The 21,514-nt window shown below is 62.8% G+C and carries 18 protein-coding genes; 13 read left to right on the top strand and 5 right to left on the bottom strand.

The features are described 5' to 3' along the window. Positions 1-14 precede the first annotated feature (14 nt). The gene (clpS, locus tag ACNFHO_RS15365) at positions 15-377 is read right to left on the bottom strand and encodes an ATP-dependent Clp protease adapter ClpS (protein WP_054892333.1); all 363 of its coding nucleotides are present in this window, start codon (positions 375-377) and stop codon (positions 15-17) included. A 228-nt stretch (positions 378-605) separates the two neighbouring features. Between clpS and cspD the strand changes: the two genes are divergently transcribed. Beyond that, a complete protein-coding gene (cspD, locus tag ACNFHO_RS15360) occupies positions 606-854 on the top strand; it encodes a cold shock domain-containing protein CspD (RefSeq protein WP_416766777.1) in 249 nt (82 codons plus the stop codon). A 73-nt stretch (positions 855-927) separates the two neighbouring features. Here cspD and icd read toward each other — a convergent pair whose 3' ends face one another. After that, positions 928-2,184 (bottom strand): NADP-dependent isocitrate dehydrogenase, encoded by a 1,257-nt coding sequence (gene icd, locus ACNFHO_RS15355; protein ID WP_054892335.1) that lies wholly within the window; start codon positions 2,182-2,184, stop codon positions 928-930. Between the two features lie 430 nt (positions 2,185-2,614). Between icd and ACNFHO_RS15350 the strand changes: the two genes are divergently transcribed. The 7 genes from ACNFHO_RS15350 (at position 2,615) to ACNFHO_RS15320 (ending at position 10,525) form a co-directional block, all read left to right on the top strand. Beyond that, positions 2,615-4,840, top strand: a complete 2,226-nt coding sequence (locus ACNFHO_RS15350; RefSeq protein ID WP_054892336.1) for an NADP-dependent isocitrate dehydrogenase — start codon at positions 2,615-2,617, stop codon at positions 4,838-4,840. 206 nt (positions 4,841-5,046) lie between these two features. Beyond that, a complete protein-coding gene (locus ACNFHO_RS15345) occupies positions 5,047-5,487 on the top strand; it encodes an NUDIX hydrolase (protein WP_054892337.1) in 441 nt (146 codons plus the stop codon). Between the two features lie 58 nt (positions 5,488-5,545). Beyond that, entirely contained in the window at positions 5,546-6,670 is a 1,125-nt protein-coding gene (mnmA, locus tag ACNFHO_RS15340; RefSeq protein ID WP_054892338.1) for a tRNA 2-thiouridine(34) synthase MnmA, read from the top strand. Further along, positions 6,667-7,293: a high frequency lysogenization protein HflD gene (gene hflD / locus ACNFHO_RS15335; protein ID WP_054892339.1), complete on the top strand. Its 627-nt coding sequence runs from the start codon at positions 6,667-6,669 to the stop codon at positions 7,291-7,293. Before mnmA ends, hflD begins: the two co-directional genes overlap by 4 nt. 186 nt (positions 7,294-7,479) lie before the next feature. Continuing rightward, entirely contained in the window at positions 7,480-8,850 is a 1,371-nt protein-coding gene (purB, locus tag ACNFHO_RS15330) for an adenylosuccinate lyase (protein WP_112897937.1), read from the top strand. An 81-nt stretch (positions 8,851-8,931) separates the two neighbouring features. Beyond that, positions 8,932-10,098 (top strand): JmjC domain-containing protein, encoded by a 1,167-nt coding sequence (locus ACNFHO_RS15325; protein ID WP_416766776.1) that lies wholly within the window; start codon positions 8,932-8,934, stop codon positions 10,096-10,098. Next, positions 10,091-10,525 carry a GNAT family N-acetyltransferase gene (locus ACNFHO_RS15320; RefSeq protein ID WP_054892342.1) on the top strand — a complete coding sequence of 145 codons (435 nt, stop codon included), beginning with the start codon at positions 10,091-10,093 and terminating at the stop codon, positions 10,523-10,525. The genes ACNFHO_RS15325 and ACNFHO_RS15320 overlap by 8 nt, the downstream gene beginning before the upstream one ends. Before the next feature lie 35 nt (positions 10,526-10,560). Here the strand turns inward: ACNFHO_RS15320 and ACNFHO_RS15315 are convergent, their stop codons facing one another. Next, positions 10,561-12,411 carry a polyurethanase gene (locus ACNFHO_RS15315; RefSeq protein WP_416766775.1) on the bottom strand — a complete coding sequence of 617 codons (1,851 nt, stop codon included), beginning with the start codon at positions 12,409-12,411 and terminating at the stop codon, positions 10,561-10,563. A gap of 249 nt (positions 12,412-12,660) precedes the next feature. Here ACNFHO_RS15315 and ACNFHO_RS15310 point away from each other — a divergent pair, with 249 nt between their 5' ends. After that, a complete protein-coding gene (locus tag ACNFHO_RS15310) occupies positions 12,661-14,634 on the top strand; it encodes a DNA topoisomerase III (protein WP_416766803.1) in 1,974 nt (657 codons plus the stop codon). 115 nt (positions 14,635-14,749) lie between these two features. Continuing rightward, positions 14,750-15,670, top strand: a complete 921-nt coding sequence (gene glsB / locus ACNFHO_RS15305) for a glutaminase B (protein ID WP_054892344.1) — start codon at positions 14,750-14,752, stop codon at positions 15,668-15,670. 105 nt (positions 15,671-15,775) lie between these two features. On the opposite strand, the gene ACNFHO_RS15300 is transcribed toward glsB, so the two are convergent. Continuing rightward, on the bottom strand, positions 15,776-17,110 hold the full coding sequence (locus ACNFHO_RS15300) for an OprD family porin (protein ID WP_063544244.1): 1,335 nt from the start codon (positions 17,108-17,110) through the stop codon (positions 15,776-15,778). A gap of 266 nt (positions 17,111-17,376) precedes the next feature. On the opposite strand from ACNFHO_RS15300, the gene ACNFHO_RS15295 reads away from it, so the two are divergent. From ACNFHO_RS15295 to ACNFHO_RS15285, 3 genes are all read left to right on the top strand, one after another. Next, complete coding sequence (locus ACNFHO_RS15295; RefSeq protein ID WP_416766802.1) at positions 17,377-18,003, top strand: glutathione S-transferase family protein; 627 nt, start codon at positions 17,377-17,379, stop codon at positions 18,001-18,003. A gap of 177 nt (positions 18,004-18,180) precedes the next feature. After that, positions 18,181-19,245 (top strand): LLM class flavin-dependent oxidoreductase, encoded by a 1,065-nt coding sequence (locus tag ACNFHO_RS15290; protein ID WP_112899554.1) that lies wholly within the window; start codon positions 18,181-18,183, stop codon positions 19,243-19,245. A 9-nt stretch (positions 19,246-19,254) separates the two neighbouring features. Then, positions 19,255-20,208, top strand: a complete 954-nt coding sequence (locus tag ACNFHO_RS15285) for an ABC transporter substrate-binding protein (protein WP_416766774.1) — start codon at positions 19,255-19,257, stop codon at positions 20,206-20,208. A 20-nt stretch (positions 20,209-20,228) separates the two neighbouring features. Here ACNFHO_RS15285 and ACNFHO_RS15280 read toward each other — a convergent pair whose 3' ends face one another. Next, positions 20,229-21,374 (bottom strand): GGDEF domain-containing protein, encoded by a 1,146-nt coding sequence (locus tag ACNFHO_RS15280; protein ID WP_416766801.1) that lies wholly within the window; start codon positions 21,372-21,374, stop codon positions 20,229-20,231. Positions 21,375-21,514 lie beyond the last annotated feature (140 nt).

Genomic DNA, 21,514 nt, shown 5'->3' with positions numbered 1-21,514 from the left:
CAAGTGGTCGGCGATTAACCGTCCTTCTCGATTTCACAGAGTAGCGGATGCTGGCTTTCTCTTGCGTATTGATTGACCTGCATGGCCTTGGTCTCGGCGATGTCGCGGGTAAACAATCCGCACACTGCCCGCCCTTCGGTATGGACGGTCAGCATGATCTTGGTCGCCAGCTCGCGGTTCAGACTGAAGAACGTCTCGAGCACTTCGACGACGAAATCCATCGGCGTGTAGTCATCATTGAACAAAACCACCTTGTACATCGGTGGCGCCTGCAGGATCGGCTTGGCTTCCTGCACTGCCAGACCTGCACCGTCGTCCTCATCGGACTTCGGATGATCCTGATTGAATGTTAGTCGAATCTGCCTGAGTGCATGCATGGAAAGAATTTCATCATATCGACAGGTTAGGGTAATGGATTGACCGCGCAGTCACCGCAGGAGCGGCCGCCGCATGACCTTGACTATCGGCAAAACGGTGTTACAACCAATAAGAACCCACCGTGGTCTATAAAGATCCGCGCAGTCAACCAGATTTTTCGCACGGTTCGTATGCGGATGAAGTGGATGATACTCCAGTGATGGAGTCCTTTGCAGAGGGACATAGGGATGGCAAGCGGTAAAGTCAAGTGGTTCAACAATGCCAAGGGCTATGGGTTCATCAACGAAGAGGGCAAGGCAGACGACCTGTTCGCCCACTATTCGGCGATCCAGATGGACGGCTACAAGACATTGAAGGCCGGCCAGACAGTTTCCTTCGACATCGTCCAAGGCCCCAAGGGACTGCACGCGGTCAATATCTCCAGCCCCAGCACCACGGTAGGCACCTCGCAGGCGAACACGGCTGCCGAGGTCTGACTCCAACTCCTGTCCTATACGAAAAAACCGGCCGCCTCTTTAATATGAAGAGACGGCCGGTTTTTTTGTTACCTCACATGTGCTTGATCATCTCATCGCCGAAGCCCGAGCTGCTCACCAGCCTGGCGCCGTCCATCAGGCGCTCGAAGTCGTAGGTCACGGTCTTGGCGGCAATCGCGCCGTTGGTACCTTTGATGATCAGGTCGGCCGCTTCGGTCCAGCCCATGTGCCGCAACATCATTTCGGCAGACAGGATCACCGACCCCGGATTGACCTTGTCCTGCCCGGCATACTTGGGCGCAGTGCCATGGGTCGCCTCGAACATGGCCACGGTATCGGAAAGGTTGGCACCCGGCGCAATACCGATACCGCCCACCTCCGCCGCCAGCGCGTCGGACAGGTAGTCACCATTGAGGTTGAGCGTGGCAATCACGTCATACTCGGCCGGACGCAGCAGGATCTGCTGGAGCATGGCGTCGGCAATGGCGTCCTTGACGATGACTTCGCGGCCCGATTTCGGATTGCGGAATTTCATCCACGGGCCGCCATCGAGCAGCTCGGCGCCGAATTCGTCTTTCGCCACTTCGTAACCCCAGTCCTTGAAAGCACCCTCGGTGAATTTCATGATGTTGCCCTTGTGCACCAGGGTCAGCGACTCGCGATCGTTGTCCACCACGTACTGCAGGGCCTTGCGCACCAGGCGCTTGGTGCCCTCGCGCGAGACCGGCTTGACCCCGATGCCGCAGTCCTGGTCGAACCGGATCTTTGTGACGCCCATTTCCTCCTTCAGGAACTTGATCACCTTGTTCGCCTCGGGCGAGCCAGCCTTCCACTCGATACCGGCGTAGATATCCTCGGAGTTCTCGCGGAAGATCACCATGTCGACATCACCAGGCTTCTTCACCGGGCTGGGCACGCCCTGGAACCACAATACCGGGCGCAGGCAGACGTACAGGTCCAGCTGCTGGCGCAGGGCGACGTTCAGCGAGCGGATACCGCCCCCCACCGGCGTGGTGAGCGGGCCCTTGATCGACACCACGTAGTCGCGCACCGCATCGAGGGTCTCCTGGGGCAGCCAGGTATCCTGGTCATAGACCTGCGTGGCCTTCTCGCCGGCGTACACCTCCATCCAGGCAATCTTGCGCTTGCCGCCATAGGCCTTCTGCACGGCGGCATCCACCACCTTGATCATGACCGGAGAGACATCGACACCAATGCCATCGCCCTCGATGTAGGGGATGATCGGGTTGTCGGGAACGTTGAGCGAATGGTCTGCATTGACGGTGATCTTGGCGCCATCCGTCGGAACCTTGATTTTCTGGTATCCCATGCTTGCACTACTCCGCTGTCGGGTGTGGTTGGACATCATGCGATCCAATGAGCCTAAACCACATCCGCCGACCTGCAAGCCGGACAGCCCCGGCGCCCTGCGGCATCACGCCACATTGCCCGTACATCTTTGGTCTTATAAAGGCGTCGATATCACTTCGCCTTGCTGATTAGGCCAAAGGGTTTGATATACTCCGGCCCTGACCGCAGGGTCATCGGGGCGAACCCTTGGAAAATGCGGCTCGCCCTCGGCCAGGAAAGGCCAGAAAGCCTGGGCTGTTACCGCATCCCAGCATTTGACGCTCGACTGATGCATCCACCATCACCGCTCGCAGCCTCTCGACCATCCGCTCATGGCGTCGCCAGGGCGAAGCGCCTACCCTGCGCACCTCGAGACTCGAGTACGCTCAGCACATAGAGAGTTAACCCGCATGCCCACCCGTTCCAAGATCATCTACACCTTCACCGACGAAGCCCCCGCCCTCGCCACCTACTCGCTGCTGCCGATCATCGAAGCCTTCACCGCTTCGGCTGACATCGCCGTCGAAACCCGCGACATTTCCCTGGCTGGCCGTATCCTCGCGGCGTTCCCGGAACAACTGGGCGCAGAGAAGCAGGTAGGCGATCACCTGGCGGAACTGGGCCAGCTGGCCACCACCCCTGAAGCCAACATCATCAAGCTGCCGAACATCTCCGCTTCGGTTCCACAGCTGAAGGCGGCGATCAAGGAACTTCAGGCCAAGGGCTTCAACATCCCCGACTACGCCGACGAGCCGGCCAGCGCCGAAGAGAAAGAGTCCCGCGCGCGCTACGACCGCATCAAGGGCAGCGCCGTGAACCCGGTACTGCGCGAAGGCAACTCCGACCGTCGTGCACCGCTGTCGGTCAAGAACTACGCCCGCAAGCACCCGCACAAGATGGGTGCCTGGGCCGCCGACTCCAAGTCGCACGTTGCCCACATGACCCAGGGCGACTTCTACGGCAGCGAGAAAGCCGCGCTGATCGAGGCTGACGACAGCCTGCGCATCGAACTGGTCGGCAAGGACGGTTCCACCACCGTCCTGAAAGAGAAAACCGCCGTCAAGGCCGCCGAAGTCATCGACTGCGCCACCCTGAGCCGCAAGGCCCTGAAAGCCTTCATCGCCGAGCAGATCGCCGATGCCAAGGCTTCTGGCGTACTGCTCTCGGTGCACCTGAAAGCCACCATGATGAAGGTTTCCGACCCGATCATGTTCGGCGTCATCGTCGAAGAGTTCTACAACGACGTGCTGACCAAGCACGCGGCTGCGCTGGCCGAAGTGGGCTTCAACGCCAACAACGGCATCGGCGACCTGTACGCCCGTATCAAGGACCTGCCAGCCGACAAGCAGGCCGAGATCGAAGCCGACATCCAGGCCCTGTACGCCGTTCGCCCGGCCCTGGCCATGGTCAACTCCGACAAGGGCATCACCAACCTGCACGTACCGAGCGACGTCATCGTCGACGCTTCGATGCCAGCGATGATCCGCGACTCGGGCAAGATGTGGAACGCCGCAGGCGAGCTGCAAGACGCCAAGGCGATCATTCCGGACCGCTGCTACGCCGGCATCTACCAGGCCACCATCGAAGACTGCAAGAAAAACGGCGCCTTCGATCCGACCACCATGGGCAGCGTACCGAACGTTGGCCTGATGGCGCAGAAGGCCGAAGAGTACGGTTCCCACGACAAGACCTTCCAGATCAAGACCGACGGCGTCGTACGCGTGGTCGATGGCAAGGGCAACGTCGTTCTGGAGCAGAACGTCGAAGCCGGTGACATCTTCCGCATGTGCCAGACCAAGGACGCACCGATCCAGGATTGGGTGAAACTGGCTGTCAACCGCGCCCGCCTGAGCAACACCCCGGCGGTGTTCTGGCTGGACCCGGCTCGTGCCCACGACGGCGTGATGATCGAGAAGGTACAGAAGTACCTGAAGGATCACGACACCACTGGCCTGGACATCCGCGTCCTGGCACCGGTCGACGCCATCAAGTTCTCCCTGGCTCGCATCCGCGAAGGCAAGGACACCATCTCGGTGACCGGCAACGTGCTGCGCGACTACCTGACCGACCTGTTCCCGATCATGGAACTGGGCACCAGCGCCAAGATGCTGTCGATCGTGCCGCTGATGAACGGTGGCGGCCTGTTCGAGACCGGCGCCGGCGGTTCGGCACCCAAGCACGTGCAGCAGCTGGTCGAAGAGAACTTCCTGCGTTGGGATTCGCTGGGTGAATTCCTGGCCCTGGCTGCCTCCCTCGAGCACCTGGGCAACACCTACGACAACCCGCGTGCCAAAGTGCTGGCCAATACCCTGGACCAGGCCACCGGCAAGTTCCTCGACACCAACAAGTCGCCTTCGCGCAAGGTCGGCGGTATCGACAACCGCGGCAGCCACTTCTACCTGACCCTGTACTGGGCCCAGGCCCTGGCTGCCCAGAGCGACGACGCTGCCCTGCAGGCACGCTTCGCCCCACTGGCCAAGACCCTGACCGAGAACGAAGCGACCATCGTCGCCGAGCTCAACGCCGTCCAGGGCAAGCCGGCCGACATCGGTGGCTACTACGCGCCTGATGCCGAGCTGACCGCCAAGGTGATGCGTCCAAGCCAGACCCTGAACAGCGCCATCGCCGCCCTGTAAGGTTCGCTTGAAGTAACAGCACAGACCCCGGCCACGCACCGGGGTTTGTGCTTTCTGGATAAAAGATGTCTAGCGGCCTACGCGAACCCTGTGGGCGCGGGTTTACCCGCGAATGCGATGCTGGATCCACTGACGCATTCGCGGCGGTTCGACGCCTCGATAAACCCGCTCCTACAAGGTCCGTACCAGCCCTTATGGAGCTGTTCATGACCTGGCAACCTCACATCACCGTCGCCACCATCGTCGAACACGAGGGCAAATTCCTCTTCGTCGAAGAGTTCAAGGCTGGCAAGCACGTCTTCAACCAACCCGCCGGTCACCTGGAGGCCAACGAAACCCTGCCCCAGGCCGCCCTGCGTGAAACCCTCGAGGAAACCGCCTGGGAGGTCGAATTGACCGGCGTGGTCGGCATCTACCTCTACACCGCGCCAAGCAACGGCGTGACCTACCAGCGCATCTGCTTCGCCGCCCGTCCGCTGCGCCACCACCCCGAGCGCGCCCTGGACAGCGACATCGTCCGCGCCGTGTGGCTGACTCGCGAGCAGTTGCTCGCAGAACCGGAGCGCTGGCGCAGCGAGTTGGTGCCACGCTGCCTCGACGACTACCTCGCAGGCCCGCTGCACAGCCTCTCGCTGCTGCGCGACTGACGCGGATGCGCCGTCCTGATAGAATCGGAATTTTTCCCCCTGATACACATCGGTAGCCATGACCAGCCCTACACCCAAAGACCCCTCCAGGACCCGCGTCATCGTCGGCATGTCCGGCGGCGTGGACTCTTCCGTCTCCGCCCTTCTGCTCATGGAGCAGGGCTACCAGGTGGAAGGTCTGTTCATGAAAAACTGGGAGGAGGATGACGGCACCGAGTACTGCACCGCCCGCGAAGACCTCGCCGACGCCCAGGCCGTGTGCGATCGCATCGGCATCAAGCTGCACACCGCCAACTTCGCCGCCGAATACTGGGACAACGTGTTCGAGCACTTCCTCGAAGAGTACAAGGCCGGCCGTACACCCAACCCGGACATCCTCTGCAACCGCGAAATCAAGTTCAAGGCCTTCCTCGACTACGCCCTGTCGCTGGGTGCCGACCTGATTGCCACCGGCCACTACGTGCGCCGGCGCGATACCGGCGAGCTGACCGAACTGCTCAAGGGCCTGGACCCGAACAAGGACCAGAGCTACTTCCTGCATGCCGTGGGCGGCGCGGAAATCGCCCGCACCCTGTTCCCCGTTGGCGAGCTGGAAAAGCCCGAAGTACGTGCCATCGCCGAGAAACACGGCCTGGCCACGGCGAAGAAAAAAGACTCCACCGGCATCTGCTTCATCGGCGAGCGTCGCTTCAGCGACTTCCTCAAGCAGTACCTGCCCGCCCAGCCTGGCGAGATCCAGACCACCGACGGCGAAGTGATCGGCCAGCACCACGGCCTGATGTACCACACCATCGGCCAGCGCCAGGGCCTGGGCATTGGTGGCCTGAAAGACGCCGGCGACGAGCCCTGGTACGTGCTGGAAAAAGACCTGGCGCGCAATGTGCTGGTGGTGGGCCAGGGCAACGAACACCCGTGGCTGTTCTCCCGCGCCCTGCTCGCCTCGGACATCTTCTGGGTCAACCCGCTCGACCTGAGCAGCCCACGTCGACTCACCGCCAAGGTGCGCTACCGCCAGAGCGACCAGCACTGCACCCTGGAACGCACCGCGAACGGCTACCGCGCGGTGTTCGACGAACCGCAACGCGCCGTGACGCCAGGTCAATCGGTGGTGTTCTATGATGGCGAGGTATGCCTGGGCGGCGGCGTGATCGAGAGCGCCGAGCCTTGGAGCCCACGCGCATGAGCAATCTGCAGGAGCAACTGATCGCCCTTGGCGGCGTGTTCCAGGCCGCAGTGCTGGTCGATCGCATCGCCCGCACCGGGCAGGCCAGCGAAGCCAATATCGGCTGCATGCTCGGCAGCCTGCTGGTACGCGACCCGAACAGCACCCTGGAAGTGTTCGGCGGCGACGACCTGAACCTGCGTGACGGCTACCGCGCACTGGTCGGCGCCCTGGAGCGCGACCCCAGCAGCTTGCAACGCGAGCCGCTGCGCTACGCCCTTTCGATGCTGGGCCTTGAGCGTCAACTGGCCAAGCGTGGCGACCTGCTCGACACCATCGGCAATCGCCTGCCGCAGATCCAGTCGCAAGCCGATCATTTCGGCCTGGTTCACGAAAACGTCATCGCTTCCAGCGGAGCCTTGTATCAGGACACCCTGAGCACCCTGCGTCAGCGCATCCAGGTGCACGGCGACATGCGCTTCCTGCAGCAGGCCAGCAACGCCTCGAAGATCCGCGCCCTGCTGCTGGCGGGCATCCGCGCCGCACGCCTGTGGCGCCAGCTGGGCGGGCATCGCTGGCAGTTGGTGTTCAGCCGACGCAAGTTGCTCAATGAACTGTACGACATGATGCGCGCGCCTTCCTGACCTGTGGGAGCGGGTTCACCCGCGAATGCGATGCCGGACTCACCGCCGCATTCGCGGGCAAGCCCGCTCCCACAGGAACCGCGACACGCGTTTCGACGGCCGACCTTTGGTCAGCCACCCGACCCAGGCGCAATTTTCATGTATGATATGCGCCCTTCCAAAAGCCTGACTGTCCGAGAACACCCCATGCAGCTCTCTTCGCTCACTGCGGTTTCCCCTGTAGACGGCCGTTACGCCGGCAAAACCCAGGCCTTGCGCCCCATCTTCAGCGAATTCGGCCTGATCCGTTTCCGCGCCCTGGTCGAAGTACGCTGGCTGCAGCGTCTGGCCGCCCACCCGCAGATCGGTGAAGTGCCGGCGTTCTCCGCCGAAGCCAACGCTCTGCTGGACAGCCTGGCGACCGACTTCAAGCTCGAGCACGCCGAGCGTGTGAAAGAAATCGAGCGCACCACCAACCACGACGTCAAGGCGATCGAATACCTCCTCAAGGAGCAGGCCGCCAAGCTGCCTGAGCTGGCCAAGGTCAGCGAGTTCATCCACTTCGCCTGCACCAGCGAAGACATCAACAACCTGTCCCACGCCCTGATGCTGCGCGCCGGTCGTGACGAGGTGCTGCTGCCGCTGATGCGCCAGATCGCCGAGGCCATCCGCGCCCTGGCCCACCAGCACGCCGACGTGCCGATGCTGTCGCGCACCCACGGCCAGCCGGCCTCGCCGACCACCCTGGGCAAAGAGCTGGCCAACGTCGTCTACCGCCTGGAGCGTCAGATCGCCCAGGTCGCCGCCGTGCCGCTGCTGGGCAAGATCAACGGCGCCGTGGGCAACTACAACGCCCACCTGTCGGCCTACTCGCAGATCGACTGGGAGCAGAACGCCCGCGCCTTCATCGAAGACGAACTGGGTCTGCAGTTCAACCCGTACACGACCCAGATCGAGCCGCACGACTACATCGCCGAGCTGTTCGATGCCATCGCTCGCTTCAACACCATCCTCATCGACTTCGACCGCGACGTCTGGGGCTACATCTCGCTGGGCTACTTCAAGCAGAAGACCGTCGCCGGCGAAATCGGCTCCTCGACCATGCCGCACAAGGTCAACCCGATCGACTTCGAAAACTCCGAAGGCAACCTCGGTATCGCCAACGCGCTGTTCCAGCACCTGGCCAGCAAGCTGCCGATCTCGCGCTGGCAGCGCGACCTGACCGACTCCACCGTGCTGCGCAACCTGGGCGTGGGCTTTGCCCATAGCGTCATCGCCTATGAAGCCAGCCTGAAGGGCATCGGCAAGCTGGAGGTCAACGAAGCGCGCATCGCCGCCGACCTCGACGCTTGCTGGGAAGTACTGGCCGAGCCGATCCAGACCGTCATGCGCCGCTTCAACATCGAGAACCCCTACGAGAAGCTCAAGGAGCTGACCCGTGGCAAGGGCATCACCCCTGAAGCGCTGCTGACCTTCATCGATGGGCTGGAGATGCCGGCCGACGCCAAGGCCGAGCTCAAGCTGCTCACCCCGGCCACCTACATCGGCAACGCAGCCGCCCAGGCCAAACGCATCTGACCTGCGCCCTGCGTACAACGCCCGGCTCAGCCGGGCGTTTTTATTCCCGGACGAAAATTACGTTTTTTCAATAGGTTGAACATGAATCCTGATACTCCACTGCAGCTGCTTGGCGGCCTCTCCGCTCGTGAATTCCTGCGCGACTACTGGCAGAAGAAGCCCCTGCTGGTGCGCCAGGCCTTCACCGACTTCGAAAGCCCGATCGATCCGGACGAGCTGGCCGGCCTGGCCCTTGAGGAAGAGGTCGAATCGCGCCTGGTGCTGGAGCACGGCGAACGCCCTTGGGAGCTGCGCCGCGGCCCGTTCGAGGAAGACACCTTCGCCACCCTGCCCGAGCGTGACTGGACCCTGCTGGTCCAAGCCGTGGACCAGTTCGTTCCGGAAGTGGCCGAGCTGCTGGAGAACTTCCGCTTCCTGCCCAGCTGGCGAATCGACGATGTGATGATCAGCTTTGCCGCCCCCGGTGGCAGCGTCGGTCCGCACTTCGACAACTACGACGTATTCCTGCTGCAGGGCCACGGCAAGCGCAACTGGAAAATCGGCCAGATGTGCAACAGCGAGAGCCCGCTGATCGAGCACGCCGACCTGCGCATCCTCGCCGATTTCGAGCAGAGCGACGAATGGACCCTTGAGCCGGGCGACATGCTCTACCTGCCGCCGCGCCTGGCCCACTACGGTGTGGCCGTGGACGACTGCCTGACCTACTCGGTCGGTTTCCGCGCCCCAAGCGCTGCCGAAGTGCTGACCCACTTCACCGACTTCCTCAGCCAGTTCCTGCCTGACGAAGAGCGCTACAGCGACGCCGACGCCCAACCTGTCAGCGACCCACACCAGATCCAGCACGACGCCCTCGACCGCCTCAAGGCCCTGCTGGCCGAGCACATGGGTGACGAGCGCCTGCTGCTGACCTGGTTCGGCCAGTTCATGACCGAGCCGCGCTACCCCGAGCAGGTGGCAGGCGAGGCGCTGAGCGAAGAAGAGCTGATCAATTATCTCGAACAGGGCGCGATCCTGGTGCGCAACCCGAGCGCACGCCTGGCCTGGTCGGAAGTCGACGACAACCTGCTGCTGTTCGCCAGCGGCCAGAGCCGCCTGCTGTCCGGTCATCTGCGTGCTCTTTTGCAACTGATTTGTTCAGCCGACGCCCTGCACAGCGAAAACCTTGTAGAGTGGCTGGAAGACGAAGAAGGCCTCACGCTTGTCTGCCAGTTGGTTCAACAAGGAAGCCTGGGATTTGCCAATGAATAAGATCCGCGTTCGCCTCGCCGACTGGCATAAAGACAACGCCGATATCCATCGTATCCGCAGCGCGGTATTCGTCGCCGAGCAGCACGTGCCGCCAGAGCTGGAGTTCGATGCCGAAGATCCGACCGCGGTCCATTTCCTGGCCATGGAAGGTGACTACCCGATCGGCACTGCACGCCTGTTGCCAGACGGCACCATCGGTCGAGTATCGGTGCTCAAGGACTGGCGTGGTCTGAAAGTCGGTGACGCGTTGATGAATGCGGTCATCATCGAAGCGCAGAACCGTGACCTCAAGCAGCAGATGCTCAGCGCCCAGGTACATGCCACACCCTTCTATGAGCGCCTGGGTTTCAAGGTGGTCAGCGAAGAGTTCCTCGAGGCCGGCATCCCGCACGTGGACATGGTCCGCGATTCACGCGAGATCGCCTGATCGGAAGGGGCCGGCGCTGCCGGCCCCTCCGTTGCTCAGGCAATCACGATCTGCCCATCGCCAAGCCCCTGCCCCGCAATCCCCACCAACGTCACGCTATCGCGCCCGAACGACAGCACCAGGTCATCCCCCACCCGACTCAGGTGGTCACGCCAATCCGGCGCTGCCGTCCCGCCTTCGACGCCCATGAACACCAACCGGTCCTGCCCGGTGAAGTCCAGCACCCGGTCCTGCCCGAAGTGCCCGCTGAACAGAAAGGTGTCTCGTCCACCGCCGCCACTGAGCACATCATTCCCGGCACCGCCCACCAGCACATCGTCGCCTGCCCCACCCACCAGACGATCATCGCCACCCAGGCCGAACAGCCACTGGCCGTGGTTGCCGGCCACCAACTGATCATTGCCTTGTCCGCCGCTGACCGACAAGGCGTAGGGATCCAGCTTGCCGCTGCTGAGCAGCCCATTGACGGTCACTGCGTGACTGACGTCCTTGCTGAAGAACACCAGGCTGCTTTCCTTGCTCACCAGCGACTCGACATTGCGCACCTGGCTGATCCCACCCTCGGCATCACGCACATACAGCGTGCCCTCGCCATCCCGGGCTATCGAGAAGCGCGCCAGCGCATCCCCCAGATGCAGGGTGTCATGTCCGGCGCCGCCGTCTATCAGGTTGAAACCGCCGTCGTCGCGGAAGGTGTCATTGCCTGCGCCGCCATACAGGTAGTCGTTGCCGCGCCCGCCCCGGATCAGGTCGTCCTGGGCCGAACCGACAATGAAGGTACTGCCAGTGTGCGGCTCGGCGTTGCGATTGAGGTCCTGTACCCAGGTCGAGCCACGGGTAGCGTCGGACAGGTTGCTGACCACCACGGTCGAGTCGCGGCTGGTCCAGGGGTAGAACGGCGAATCCACTACCCGCCCCAGGCCATCGGCGTAGGCTGCCGGCAGGTGCGAGAGCCAGGTGGCGATATTGCCGATGGAAAACGGCATCAGGTTCCACGCGTCGGAGGCGTAGTGGTCATTGAAATTGACGATGTTGTCAGTGGTCGAGGGCTTGGCGGCATCGTGCACGCCCAGGGTCGCCCAGGTCAGCGCCGTGCCGTCGAGCACACGGAACACGGGGTCGTTCTCGTAACCGATATTGAGCACCTTGTCGGGGTCGGCAGCCTGCGTGGGCGAGGCGAAGGCAACATAGCGGGCATCCTTGTAGAAGCCGCCCCAGCGCGAAGCACTGAGGTCGGCCAGGCTGTTGACCGCCAGCCCGCCAAGGCTGTGGCCGCTGACGGTGATATCGGCACCTGACAAGCCGTGGGCCCTGGCGAACGTCGCGACATCGCCCAGCAGGCGGTCGAAAGCATTGCCGGCGTAGTTGCGTGAGTAGTCGGCTGGCCCCAGCGCTGCCAGCAGGTCGTTGATGGCATCGCCGAGGGTATCGCCAATCAGATTCTCCCGCGGGCCGCTGGTGCCACGAAAGGCGATACCGAGGCCAATGAGCTGGCCATCGCCGGCATAACGGCCGAGCACCTCGACCTGCGCCGAGGTGTAGCCCGGTGCCTCGCCATGGAAGGTGCCACGCGCATCGGTCTTGCCTTGGTAACCCAACTGTGCGGCGCTGATTGGCGTCCAGCCAGCCGCCTTGAGCTGCGCCAGGGCCTTGGCCTCGGAGTCGGGATTCCAGGGGATGCCGGGAATCACGCCCTGGCTGTCGGTGCCGCCGATCAGAGCCTTGACCAGGGTTGCCGGCAACCCGAGGCCGAAGCCGTGCTTCTGGTAGCCAGCAGAGAAACCGTCGTCGATACCATGATAGGCATAGATCGCCAGGGCCATGGCATCCTTGTAGAGCGCGTAGGAGGCAGCACCGTCGAGCTGACGGTAATCGAACAAAGGCATGATCCGACTTCCTTGTTGTGATTGGAGTGAAGGCCCACAAGCGACATCGTCCATTGACACATCTGGCAGGCGAGCGACAACGCTGGCACGGTACCGGCCGGTCATCCAAGCCCGATGCCGGGGCATTCATGCCAAACCTGCGGACATATTTCCTGGCAATAACCTGTACATGCATACAGATAAATCTTGCCTGCACGCCCTGTCTTGCGCATCCTAGTCGCCATCAACCTCGATGAAGCGTTCACGGCCATGCGCCTTTTTCTCTGTGAAAAGCCCTCTCAGGCAAAAGACATCGCCAAGGTACTGGGTGCCAACCGCAAGGCCGACGGCTGCTGGCAAGGCACCGATGTCTGCGTCACCTGGTGTATCGGCCACCTGCTCGAAACCGCACCGCCCGACAGTTATGACGCACGCTACAAGCGCTGGTCGCTCGATGACCTGCCGATCATTCCGGAAAAATGGAAAATGCTGGTCAAGCCCAAGACCGCCAGCCAGTTCAAGGCGGTCAAGCGTCTGCTCGGCGAAGCCCGGGAGCTGGTGATCGCCACCGATGCCGACCGTGAAGGCGAGATGATCGCTCGCGAGCTGGTCGAGCATTGCCGCTACCGCGGGCCGATCCAGCGGCTGTGGCTCTCCGCACTCGATGACGCCTCGATCCGCAAGGCGCTGGCCCGCCTGCTCCCCGGCAGCGAAACCTTCAGCCTCTATCACTCGGCCCTTGGTCGCTCGCGAGCCGACTGGCTGATCGGCATGAACATGAGCCGCCTGTTCACCCTGCTTGGTCGCCAGTCCGGTTATCAAGGCGTGCTGCCGGTAGGAAGGGTACAGACACCGACACTGCGCCTGGTGGTCGACCGCGACCGCAGCATCGCCGATTTCGTGCCCGCGCCCTTCTGGGCGATCGAGGTGCAGCTGGCGCATTCGGACCAGGTCTTCAACGCCCAATGGCGTGCACCACAAGACACCTGCGACGATCAGGGTCGCTGCCTGAACCAGGCACTTGCCCAGCAGGCCGCCACCCAGATGCAGGCCGCAGGCAGCGCACAGGTGCTCAAGGTACAGACCGAGCGTGTGCGCGAGGCCGCACCCTTGCCTTTCGACCTCGGTACCCTGCAGGAGCTGTGTTCCAAGAAATTCGGCCTTGGCGCCCAGGAAACCCTCGACATCGCCCAAGCGCTCTACGAAACCCACAAGCTGATCACCTACCCGCGCAGCGACTGTGGTTACCTGCCGCTCAGCCAGCACGCCGAGGCGCCCGCCGTTCTCGCCGCCCTGCAACGCGCCGACACGAGCCTCGCCCCCTTGCAGGCGCATCTGGAGCCACACCGCCGCTCCCGCGCCTGGAACGACGCCAAGGTCAGCGCGCATCACGGCATCATCCCCACCGCCGCCGCCAGCGATCCTACGCGCCTGCCACCCAAGTACAAAGCGGTCTATACGCTGATCCGGGCGCGCTACCTGGCGCAGTTCCTGCCCAATCACGAGTACGACCGCACCCAGGCCGAACTGGACTGTGCCGGGCACGCCTTGCGTGCAGTGGGCAAGCAGATCGTCGAACCCGGCTGGCGCCGCGCCCTGCCCGAGGCACTGACCCCAACCAAGGGACGCGAAGCACCACCCGCGCAAGTCCTGCCCCAACTGCGCGAAGGCGACGACTGCAGGGTCCAGGACCTGCAACTGAAAGACCTGTGGACCCAGCCGCCGAAGCCGTTCACCGAGGGCGATCTGATCAAGGCGATGAAGAACGTCGCCAAGCTGGTGGACGACCCGCAGCTCAAGCAGAAACTCAAGGAAACCACCGGCATCGGTACCGAAGCGACCCGGGCCAGCATCATCCAGGGCCTGCTCGACCGGGGCTACCTGGTCAAGAACGGCAAGGCGCTGTCCGCCACCGCCGCGGCCTTCAGCCTGATCGACGCCGTGCCACGGGCCATCGCCGACCCCGGCACCACTGCGATCTGGGAACAGGCACTGGACATGGTTCAAAGCGGCGAAATGAGCCTGGAAGAGTTCGTCACCCGGCAGTCGGCCTGGATGGGCAAGCTGGTGCAACGCTGCGCGGGAATGCGCCTGACCATCAGCGGCCCGCCCCTGGCTGCCGGTGGCAAAGGTGCACCCTGGAAGAAAAAACGCCGCAGCAGCGGTAAAGGCAAAACCGCCGGCAGCAAAGCAGCGCCCCGTGCAAGCACATCCACACGACGCCCTTCGGGCAAATCTACCTGACGATCGGCAGTGGCGGCATGACGATCACATCCTGACGTGTGTCGCCGCCTCGTCAACGCTCGTCTTGTACAGCAGACAACCCCTGAGCCCCATCACCCGCTCCGCGCAGGCCCCCATGCAAGCATTACTGCAAGAAATCCTCGACCAGGTCCGCCCGCTGCTCAGCCAGGGCCAGGTCGCCCAGTACATCCCCGCCCTCGCCCAGGTCGACCCGCAACAACTCGGCATCGCCGTGCAGAGCCTGGACGGCCAGCTGCATTGCGCCGGCGATGCCCATACGCCCTTCTCGATCCAGAGCATCTCCAAGGTCTTCAGCCTGGTCCAGGCGATCAACCACAGTGGCGAGGATATCTGGACGCGCCTGGGCTACGAGCCCTCCGGGCAGGCGTTCAACTCGCTGGTTCAGCTGGAGGTGGAGAAAGGTCGCCCACGCAATCCTTTCATCAATGCCGGTGCGCTGGTGATCTGCGACATCAACCAGTCGCGCTATGCCACCCCGCCCTTGTCGATGCGCGACTTCGTCCGTCGCCTGGCAGCCAACCCACGTATCGTCAGTGACCCGGTCGTAGCCGACTCCGAGTACCAGCACCGCGCCCGCAACGCAGCCATGGCCTACCTGATGCAGGCGTTCGGCAACTTCCACAACGATGTCGACGCCGTGCTGCGCAGCTACTTCCATCATTGTGCGCTGTCGATGAATTGCGTCGATGTCGCCCGTGGCTTTGCCTTCCTGGCCAACAGCGGCTACTGCCCACACAGCGGCGAGCACGTGCTCAGCCCGCGCCAGGCGCAACAGGTGAATGCGATCATGGCCACCAGTGGGCTGTACGACGAGGCAGGTAACTTCGCCTATCGCGTGGGCCTGCCGGGCAAAAGCGGCGTGGGCGGCGGCATTGTCGCGGTAGTACCGGGGCGCTACAGCATCTGCGTGTGGTCGCCTGCACTGAACGCCTCAGGTAACTCGCTGGCGGGGCTGCGGGCACTGGAGCTGCTCAGCGAGCGGATCACCGGCTCGGTGTTTTCCGCGGTGCTGTAGGCCTGACGCTTCAATCGCAGCGCACCTTGAAAAACAAACCCCACCAGGGCGGCCCCTGGTGGGGTTTGTTTTACTACAACGACCCGTAGCCGGGCTGACCTGATGTCAGAAGAAGTTGTAGGTGTAGCTCACGATCAGGCGGTTTTCGTCCTGGTCACGCTGGCCCGATACGTCGGTACGCAGCGCAGCGTTACGCCACTGCAGGCCCAGGCCCTTGAAGGTGCCTTCCTGAACGACGTAGGCCAGGCTGAAGTCACGCTCCCACTCCGAACGGTCCGAGCCCGCCGAGTTGACGTTGGTGCCCTTCAGGTAGATGGCGTTGGCGGTCAGGCCTGGTACGCCGAGAGCGGCGAAGTCGTAGGCGTACTGCGCCAGCCAGGTGCGCTCGCCGGCACGCAGGAACTTGCCGATCTGCACGTCGGTGATCAGGTAGGCACTTGCACCGTCGCCCTGGTTCAGGAACGGGAAGTCGCTGGTGCCGTTGACACGCTGGTAACCGGCGCTCAGCGCGTGGCTGCCCAGCGAGTAGGTGAACTTGGCGCTCCAGGTGCGGTTGTCCACTTCACCGTTGTTCTGGTAGCCCGATGCGCGATAGCCAGCCAGGCGGCCTTCGGTGCTGGCGTTCTTGCCGTCGGAATCGCTGTAGAAGTAACGCAGGTCGGACTTCAACGAACCCACTGGCAGCGCCAGGTTGTGGGTCAGGCCCAGGAAGTGCTGTTTGTAGAAGTCGTCCAGGTTGCCGTAGTAGTACTGCAGCAGCAGGTCCTTGCTCAGCTTGTAGTCGGCACCGGCGTAGTAGAAGGCGTTGCTGCGACGGTTGGAGGTGGCGGTGGCCGGGTTGCCGTTGGAGCCGGCAATGGTCAGCGACTCCATGTTGGTGCTGTTACGGCCCTTGGCATGCTCGAGCTTGCCGCCGATCAGGGTCAGGTTGTCGATCTCGTTGGAGGTGATCTGGCCACCCTCAAACGTTTGCGGCAACAGACGACCGTCGTTGTAGGTGACTACTGGCAGCTTGGGCTGCAGTACACCGAGCTTGGCTTCGGTCTTGGAGATCTTGACCTTGCCGGTTACGCCCAGGCTGCTGAAGTCGTCAACGGCGCGGCCATCGGAATCGGTCGGGAACACAGTACCGCCCTTGGCGGTGCTGGTCGGGTTGTAGTGGGTACCCTTGCCCGAATCCAGACGGAAGCCGGTCAGGCCGATGGCGTCTACACCAAAGCCAACGGTGCCCTGGGTGTAGCCGGAAGTGAAGTTGAAGATGAAGCCTTGGCCCCACTCTTCCTGCTTCGACGGGTTGGCAGTGCCATTGCGGTTGTCGGAATTGATGTAGAAGTTGCGCGCAGTGACCGAAGCCTTGCTGTCTTCCACGAAACCTGCCGCCTGCGCCCCCAGCGACAGGCTGGCCAGTGCAACGGCCACTGGCAGTGTGCATTTGTACATGTGTGCTCCTTTCTAGCTTTTCTTATAGGCCTCTCGCTGAACGCGAGGGCCGAGTTTCGATACGTTTGAACGTCACGCGTTATTACTTTAACAACAATCGGAAAAGATTTTTATTCGATTGTGCTATAGGGACCGAATGCTAGCAAAAAACCACTATCGGCAGGGAGAAAGGTTTCAGTTCCATGACCTCAGGCAGGGCTTTTACAGATACGCTTGGACGCTACAGCACACCGCTGTTTCGGCTGCTTAGCAAAAAGGATGATGACATGCTGCGAATATTGGGTAAGGCGAGTTCCATCAACGTGCGCAAGGTGCTGTGGACTTGCGCCGAAATCGACCTTCCATTCCACCGCGAAGACTGGGGTTCAGGTTTCCAGCCCACCCAAACCGCTGAATTCCTGGCCCTGAACCCCAATGCCATGGTCCCGGTAATCCAGGACGGCGACCTTACGCTGTGGGAGTCCAATACCATCATCCGCTATCTCGCCAACCGCTATGGGCAAGCGGCAGGGATATACCCGGCCGACGCAGTGGCCAGAGCGCGTGTCGATCAATGGATCGACTGGCAGGCCAGCGATCTCAATCGCTCCTGGAGCTACGCCTTCATGGCGCTGGTCAGGCAGTCAGCTGCGCATCAGGATGAACAGGCGCTCAATGCCAGCCTCGGCGAATGGTCGCGACATATGCAGATCCTCGACCAACAGTTGGCAAAGACTGGCGCCTATGTTGCCGGCAAGGCGTTCTCCCTGGCAGACATTCCAATCGGGTTGTCGGTAAACCGCTGGTTCGAGACACCGTTCGAACATCCGCACCTGCCTGGAGTGGCTGACTACTACGCGCGCCTGAGCGAGCGGGAAGGCTATCGACTGCACGGCAGAAACGGAACGCCCTGAGCGAGCAATAAAATTATTTTGCATATTAGAATATGCAAAAAATGAATTTCCATCATTTACAGCTGGCCGTTAGATTCTAAGAAGAAGCCCGGCCAGCTCGTTTTCTTCTAAACCGCTCAACGCCAGGCAACCTTGTCCCAGCAAAGGAACCCAGCAATGAGCGTCGAAATCCTCGGCATGATCACCGCCTCGCCCGGCTCGGAGGTCGACCAGCCCACGGGAGATGCGGTCGATCCGGACTACGTGCGTCGCTTCGCCCAAGCCCATGAAGCGGCCGGTTTCGACCGCATCCTGGTCGGCTATTTCTCCAACGGGCCGGAAGGCGCAGTGGTCAGTTCGTTCGCCGTCGCTGCCACCGAACGCCTGGGTATCCTGCTCGCGTACCGCCCAGGGGTGATCAGCCCGCCCCTGGCAGCGCGGCAACTGGCGACCCTCGACCAGTTCAGCAAGGGACGCCTGGCGCTGAACGTGGTCAGCGGTGGCAATGACCAGGACCTGCAGCGCGATGGCGATTTTCTCGACCACGATCACCGCTATGCGCGCACCGGCGAATACCTCGATGCCCTGAAGGCAATCTGGACCGCCGAACAACCGGTGGACTTCGCCGGCGACTTCTACCGTTTCAACGCTGCCTCGCCCGCCGTACGGACCGTGCAGCGCCCGCATATCCCGATCTACTTCAGTGGTTCATCGGATGCCGCGGTGCGGGTCGCAGCGCAACATGCCGACACCTACATGCTCTGGGGCGAACCCCTGGCCGCCGTCGCCGAGCATATCGCCAAGGTCCGCCAGGCCGCCGCTGTGCAACAGCGCGCCCCGCGCTTCTCGGTGTCGTTCCGCCCCATCGTCGCCGATACCGAGGAGGCCGCCTGGCAGCGCGCCGCCGAGATCCTCGAGCAGGTCCGCGATGCACGCCAGAAACTCGGTTTGCCGCTGCACGACCACCAGCCCGAGAACGTCGGGTCGCAGCGCCTGCTGGCCGCTGCGCAACAGGGCGAAGTGCTCGATCAACGCCTGTGGATGGGCGTTGCCCGTCTGACTGGTGCGCGCTGGAACTCCACCGCGCTGGTCGGCACCCCCGAGCAGGTCGCCCAGGCGTTGGGCGAGTACTACAAGCTCGGCGTGTCGACTTTCCTGATCCGCGGCTTCGACCCATTGAACGACACCATCGAATACGGCAAGACCCTGATCCCCGCCATCCATCACCAGATCGAACGCCTGGATACGCGCCAGGCCAGCTGAGGAAACCCCATGAAACTGTCCCACCTGATCCGAGTCACCCTCGCCGGCCTGTTCCTTGGCACCCCGCTGACGCAGGCCATCGCCGCCGAGCAGGTCACCCTGCGCATCGGCGACCAGAACTACTACAACGTGCGCGCATCGCTGGAAGCCTCCGGGGCACTCAAGGATGCACCCTACAAGGTCGAGTTCAAGCACTTCCAGTCGGCCGCACCGGTGGCCGAAGGGCTGGAGGCCGGTGGTCTGGACATCGGTTTTCTCGGCGACTCGGGCTTTCTGTTCCTGGCTGCCAAAGGGGCACCCGTCAAGCTGATCGGCGTCTCACGGCAGAACCCCGACACCATCGCCCTGCTGGTACCCAAGGACTCCCCCGCCAAGACCATTGCCGACCTCAAGGGCAAGAAGGTCGCCTATTGGCCAGGCGCCTGGAGCCAGCAGTTGACCTTGCGCGCACTGGACAAGGCCGGCCTGCCGCATGACTACGTCGAGTTCGTCAAACTGATGCCAATCGATGCCGCCGCCGCGCTGCCGCAGGGCAGCATCGATGCTTTCCCGGTATGGGAACCCTACATCTCGCAACAGATCGTGTTCTCCGGCGCGCGCAAGCTGGTCACCGCCCAGGGCCTGATGCCTGGCCTGAGCAGCATCGCTGCGCGCAACGATTCGATCGACAGCAAGCACGCCGCCATCGAGGACTTCCTGGGCCGCCTGCAAAAAGCCCGGGCCTGGGTCGGTGAGCACAAGGAAGCCTATGCCGACCTCTGGGCCAAGAAAGCCAACCTCGACCAGAGCGTCTCGCGTCACTGGATTGGTCAGGCCGACATGAGCGTGGGCCCGGTCGATGCGCAGGCGGCGAAGGACTACCAGGATACTGCCGACTTCCTTGTGCAGACCGGCACGCTGCCCAAGCCCCTGGACACCCGCGCGATCATCGACACGTCGTTCGACGGCGCGTTCAGCCAGTAAGCTGCCGGGCGCATGAAGGATCAAGCCGCCAGCCGCACCGCATTGCGCCCGCCAGCCTTGGCCAGGTACAAGGCGGCGTCGGCCTTGGCGATCAGCCGTGCCGGGGTGTCATCCTCCCCCGGCACACCGCACCAGAGCCCGACGCTGAAGCACAGCTCGATCTCCAGCCCGGCGAAGCGCGCCGGGTTCCTCGCCATGGCTTCGCGCAGACCGTTCAACGCCGCCAGGGCGCCCTCGCCCTCAGTTCGCGGCAACAACAGCAGGAATTCCTCGCCGCCGTAGCGCCCCAGGCTGTCGCCTTCGCGCAGCCGCTGCTGCAACTGGCGCACGCAGTGGCAAAGAACCTCGTCCCCCGCCAGATGGCCGTGCACATCGTTGATACGCTTGAAATGGTCAATATCGATCATCGCCACAGCCAAGCTGTACTGCGCCGCGCGCGCCTGCTCCAGCTCGAACTCGAAACGTTCGAGGATGGCGCGCCGGTTACCCGTGCCGGTCAGCACATCGTGTCCGGCAAGGTGCTGCAAGCGCGATTCGCTGCGCTCCTTGGCCATCAACACCAGGCCAATGGAATACATCATCACCGTGGCCGTGCCGATCGCTACGGACACCGTCTGCTTGAGATTGCTGGTGTCGTAGCGCATCTCCTGCGCCGTGCCCGCCAGCACGGCAACCACCCGCATGCCCAGCCCCACCAGGCTGATGGCAGCACCGATCACCAGCAGCAGGTGTGCCCGGCCCTTGTGCAGGGTCCGTTGACGGGCCCAGTAGAGAATCAACACGCATTGCAACATCAGCACCAGGGCCGCCAGCAGCATGCGCGGCTCCACCGTCTCGAGCAGCGAGATCAAGCCCAGCAGCATCAACAGCGGAATGGCGAAGATCGGCCGCCACGGCACGGGGCGCTCGCGCACCCGGAACAGGCTCGCCGAATAGAACGCCAACGCCAATGACAGCAGGCTGTTGGCCAAGACATAGCTCACCCACAGAGGCGCATGGCCGAACAACGTGTAACAGACATAGGCCAAGGCATGGGCCAACAGTCCACAGCCGGTCAGCAGCAGGTTGTCGCCTCGATTGAACTGCCCGACCAGCAACAGACAGAAAGCCAGGATCGTCGCCACCAGCGCGACCGCAGCGAACAGCGTAGGAGTATGGGCGATCATCATGATTCACCGTGTGGCAGATGGCCGTCTTGATCGCGGCCTGCCTGACAGTCTAGGAGCCGTGCAGGCCCGCGACCATGACCCAACGGGACAGAACAGCAGCCCGCAGACACGCCGCCTATCCCTGGCGCGGTAATATT

The sequence above is a fragment of the Pseudomonas sp. NY15374 genome (assembly GCF_048068255.1).
Classification (GTDB): Bacteria; Pseudomonadota; Gammaproteobacteria; order Pseudomonadales; family Pseudomonadaceae; genus Aquipseudomonas; species Aquipseudomonas machongensis.
This window is presented reverse-complemented; position numbering and strand designations above follow the sequence as displayed.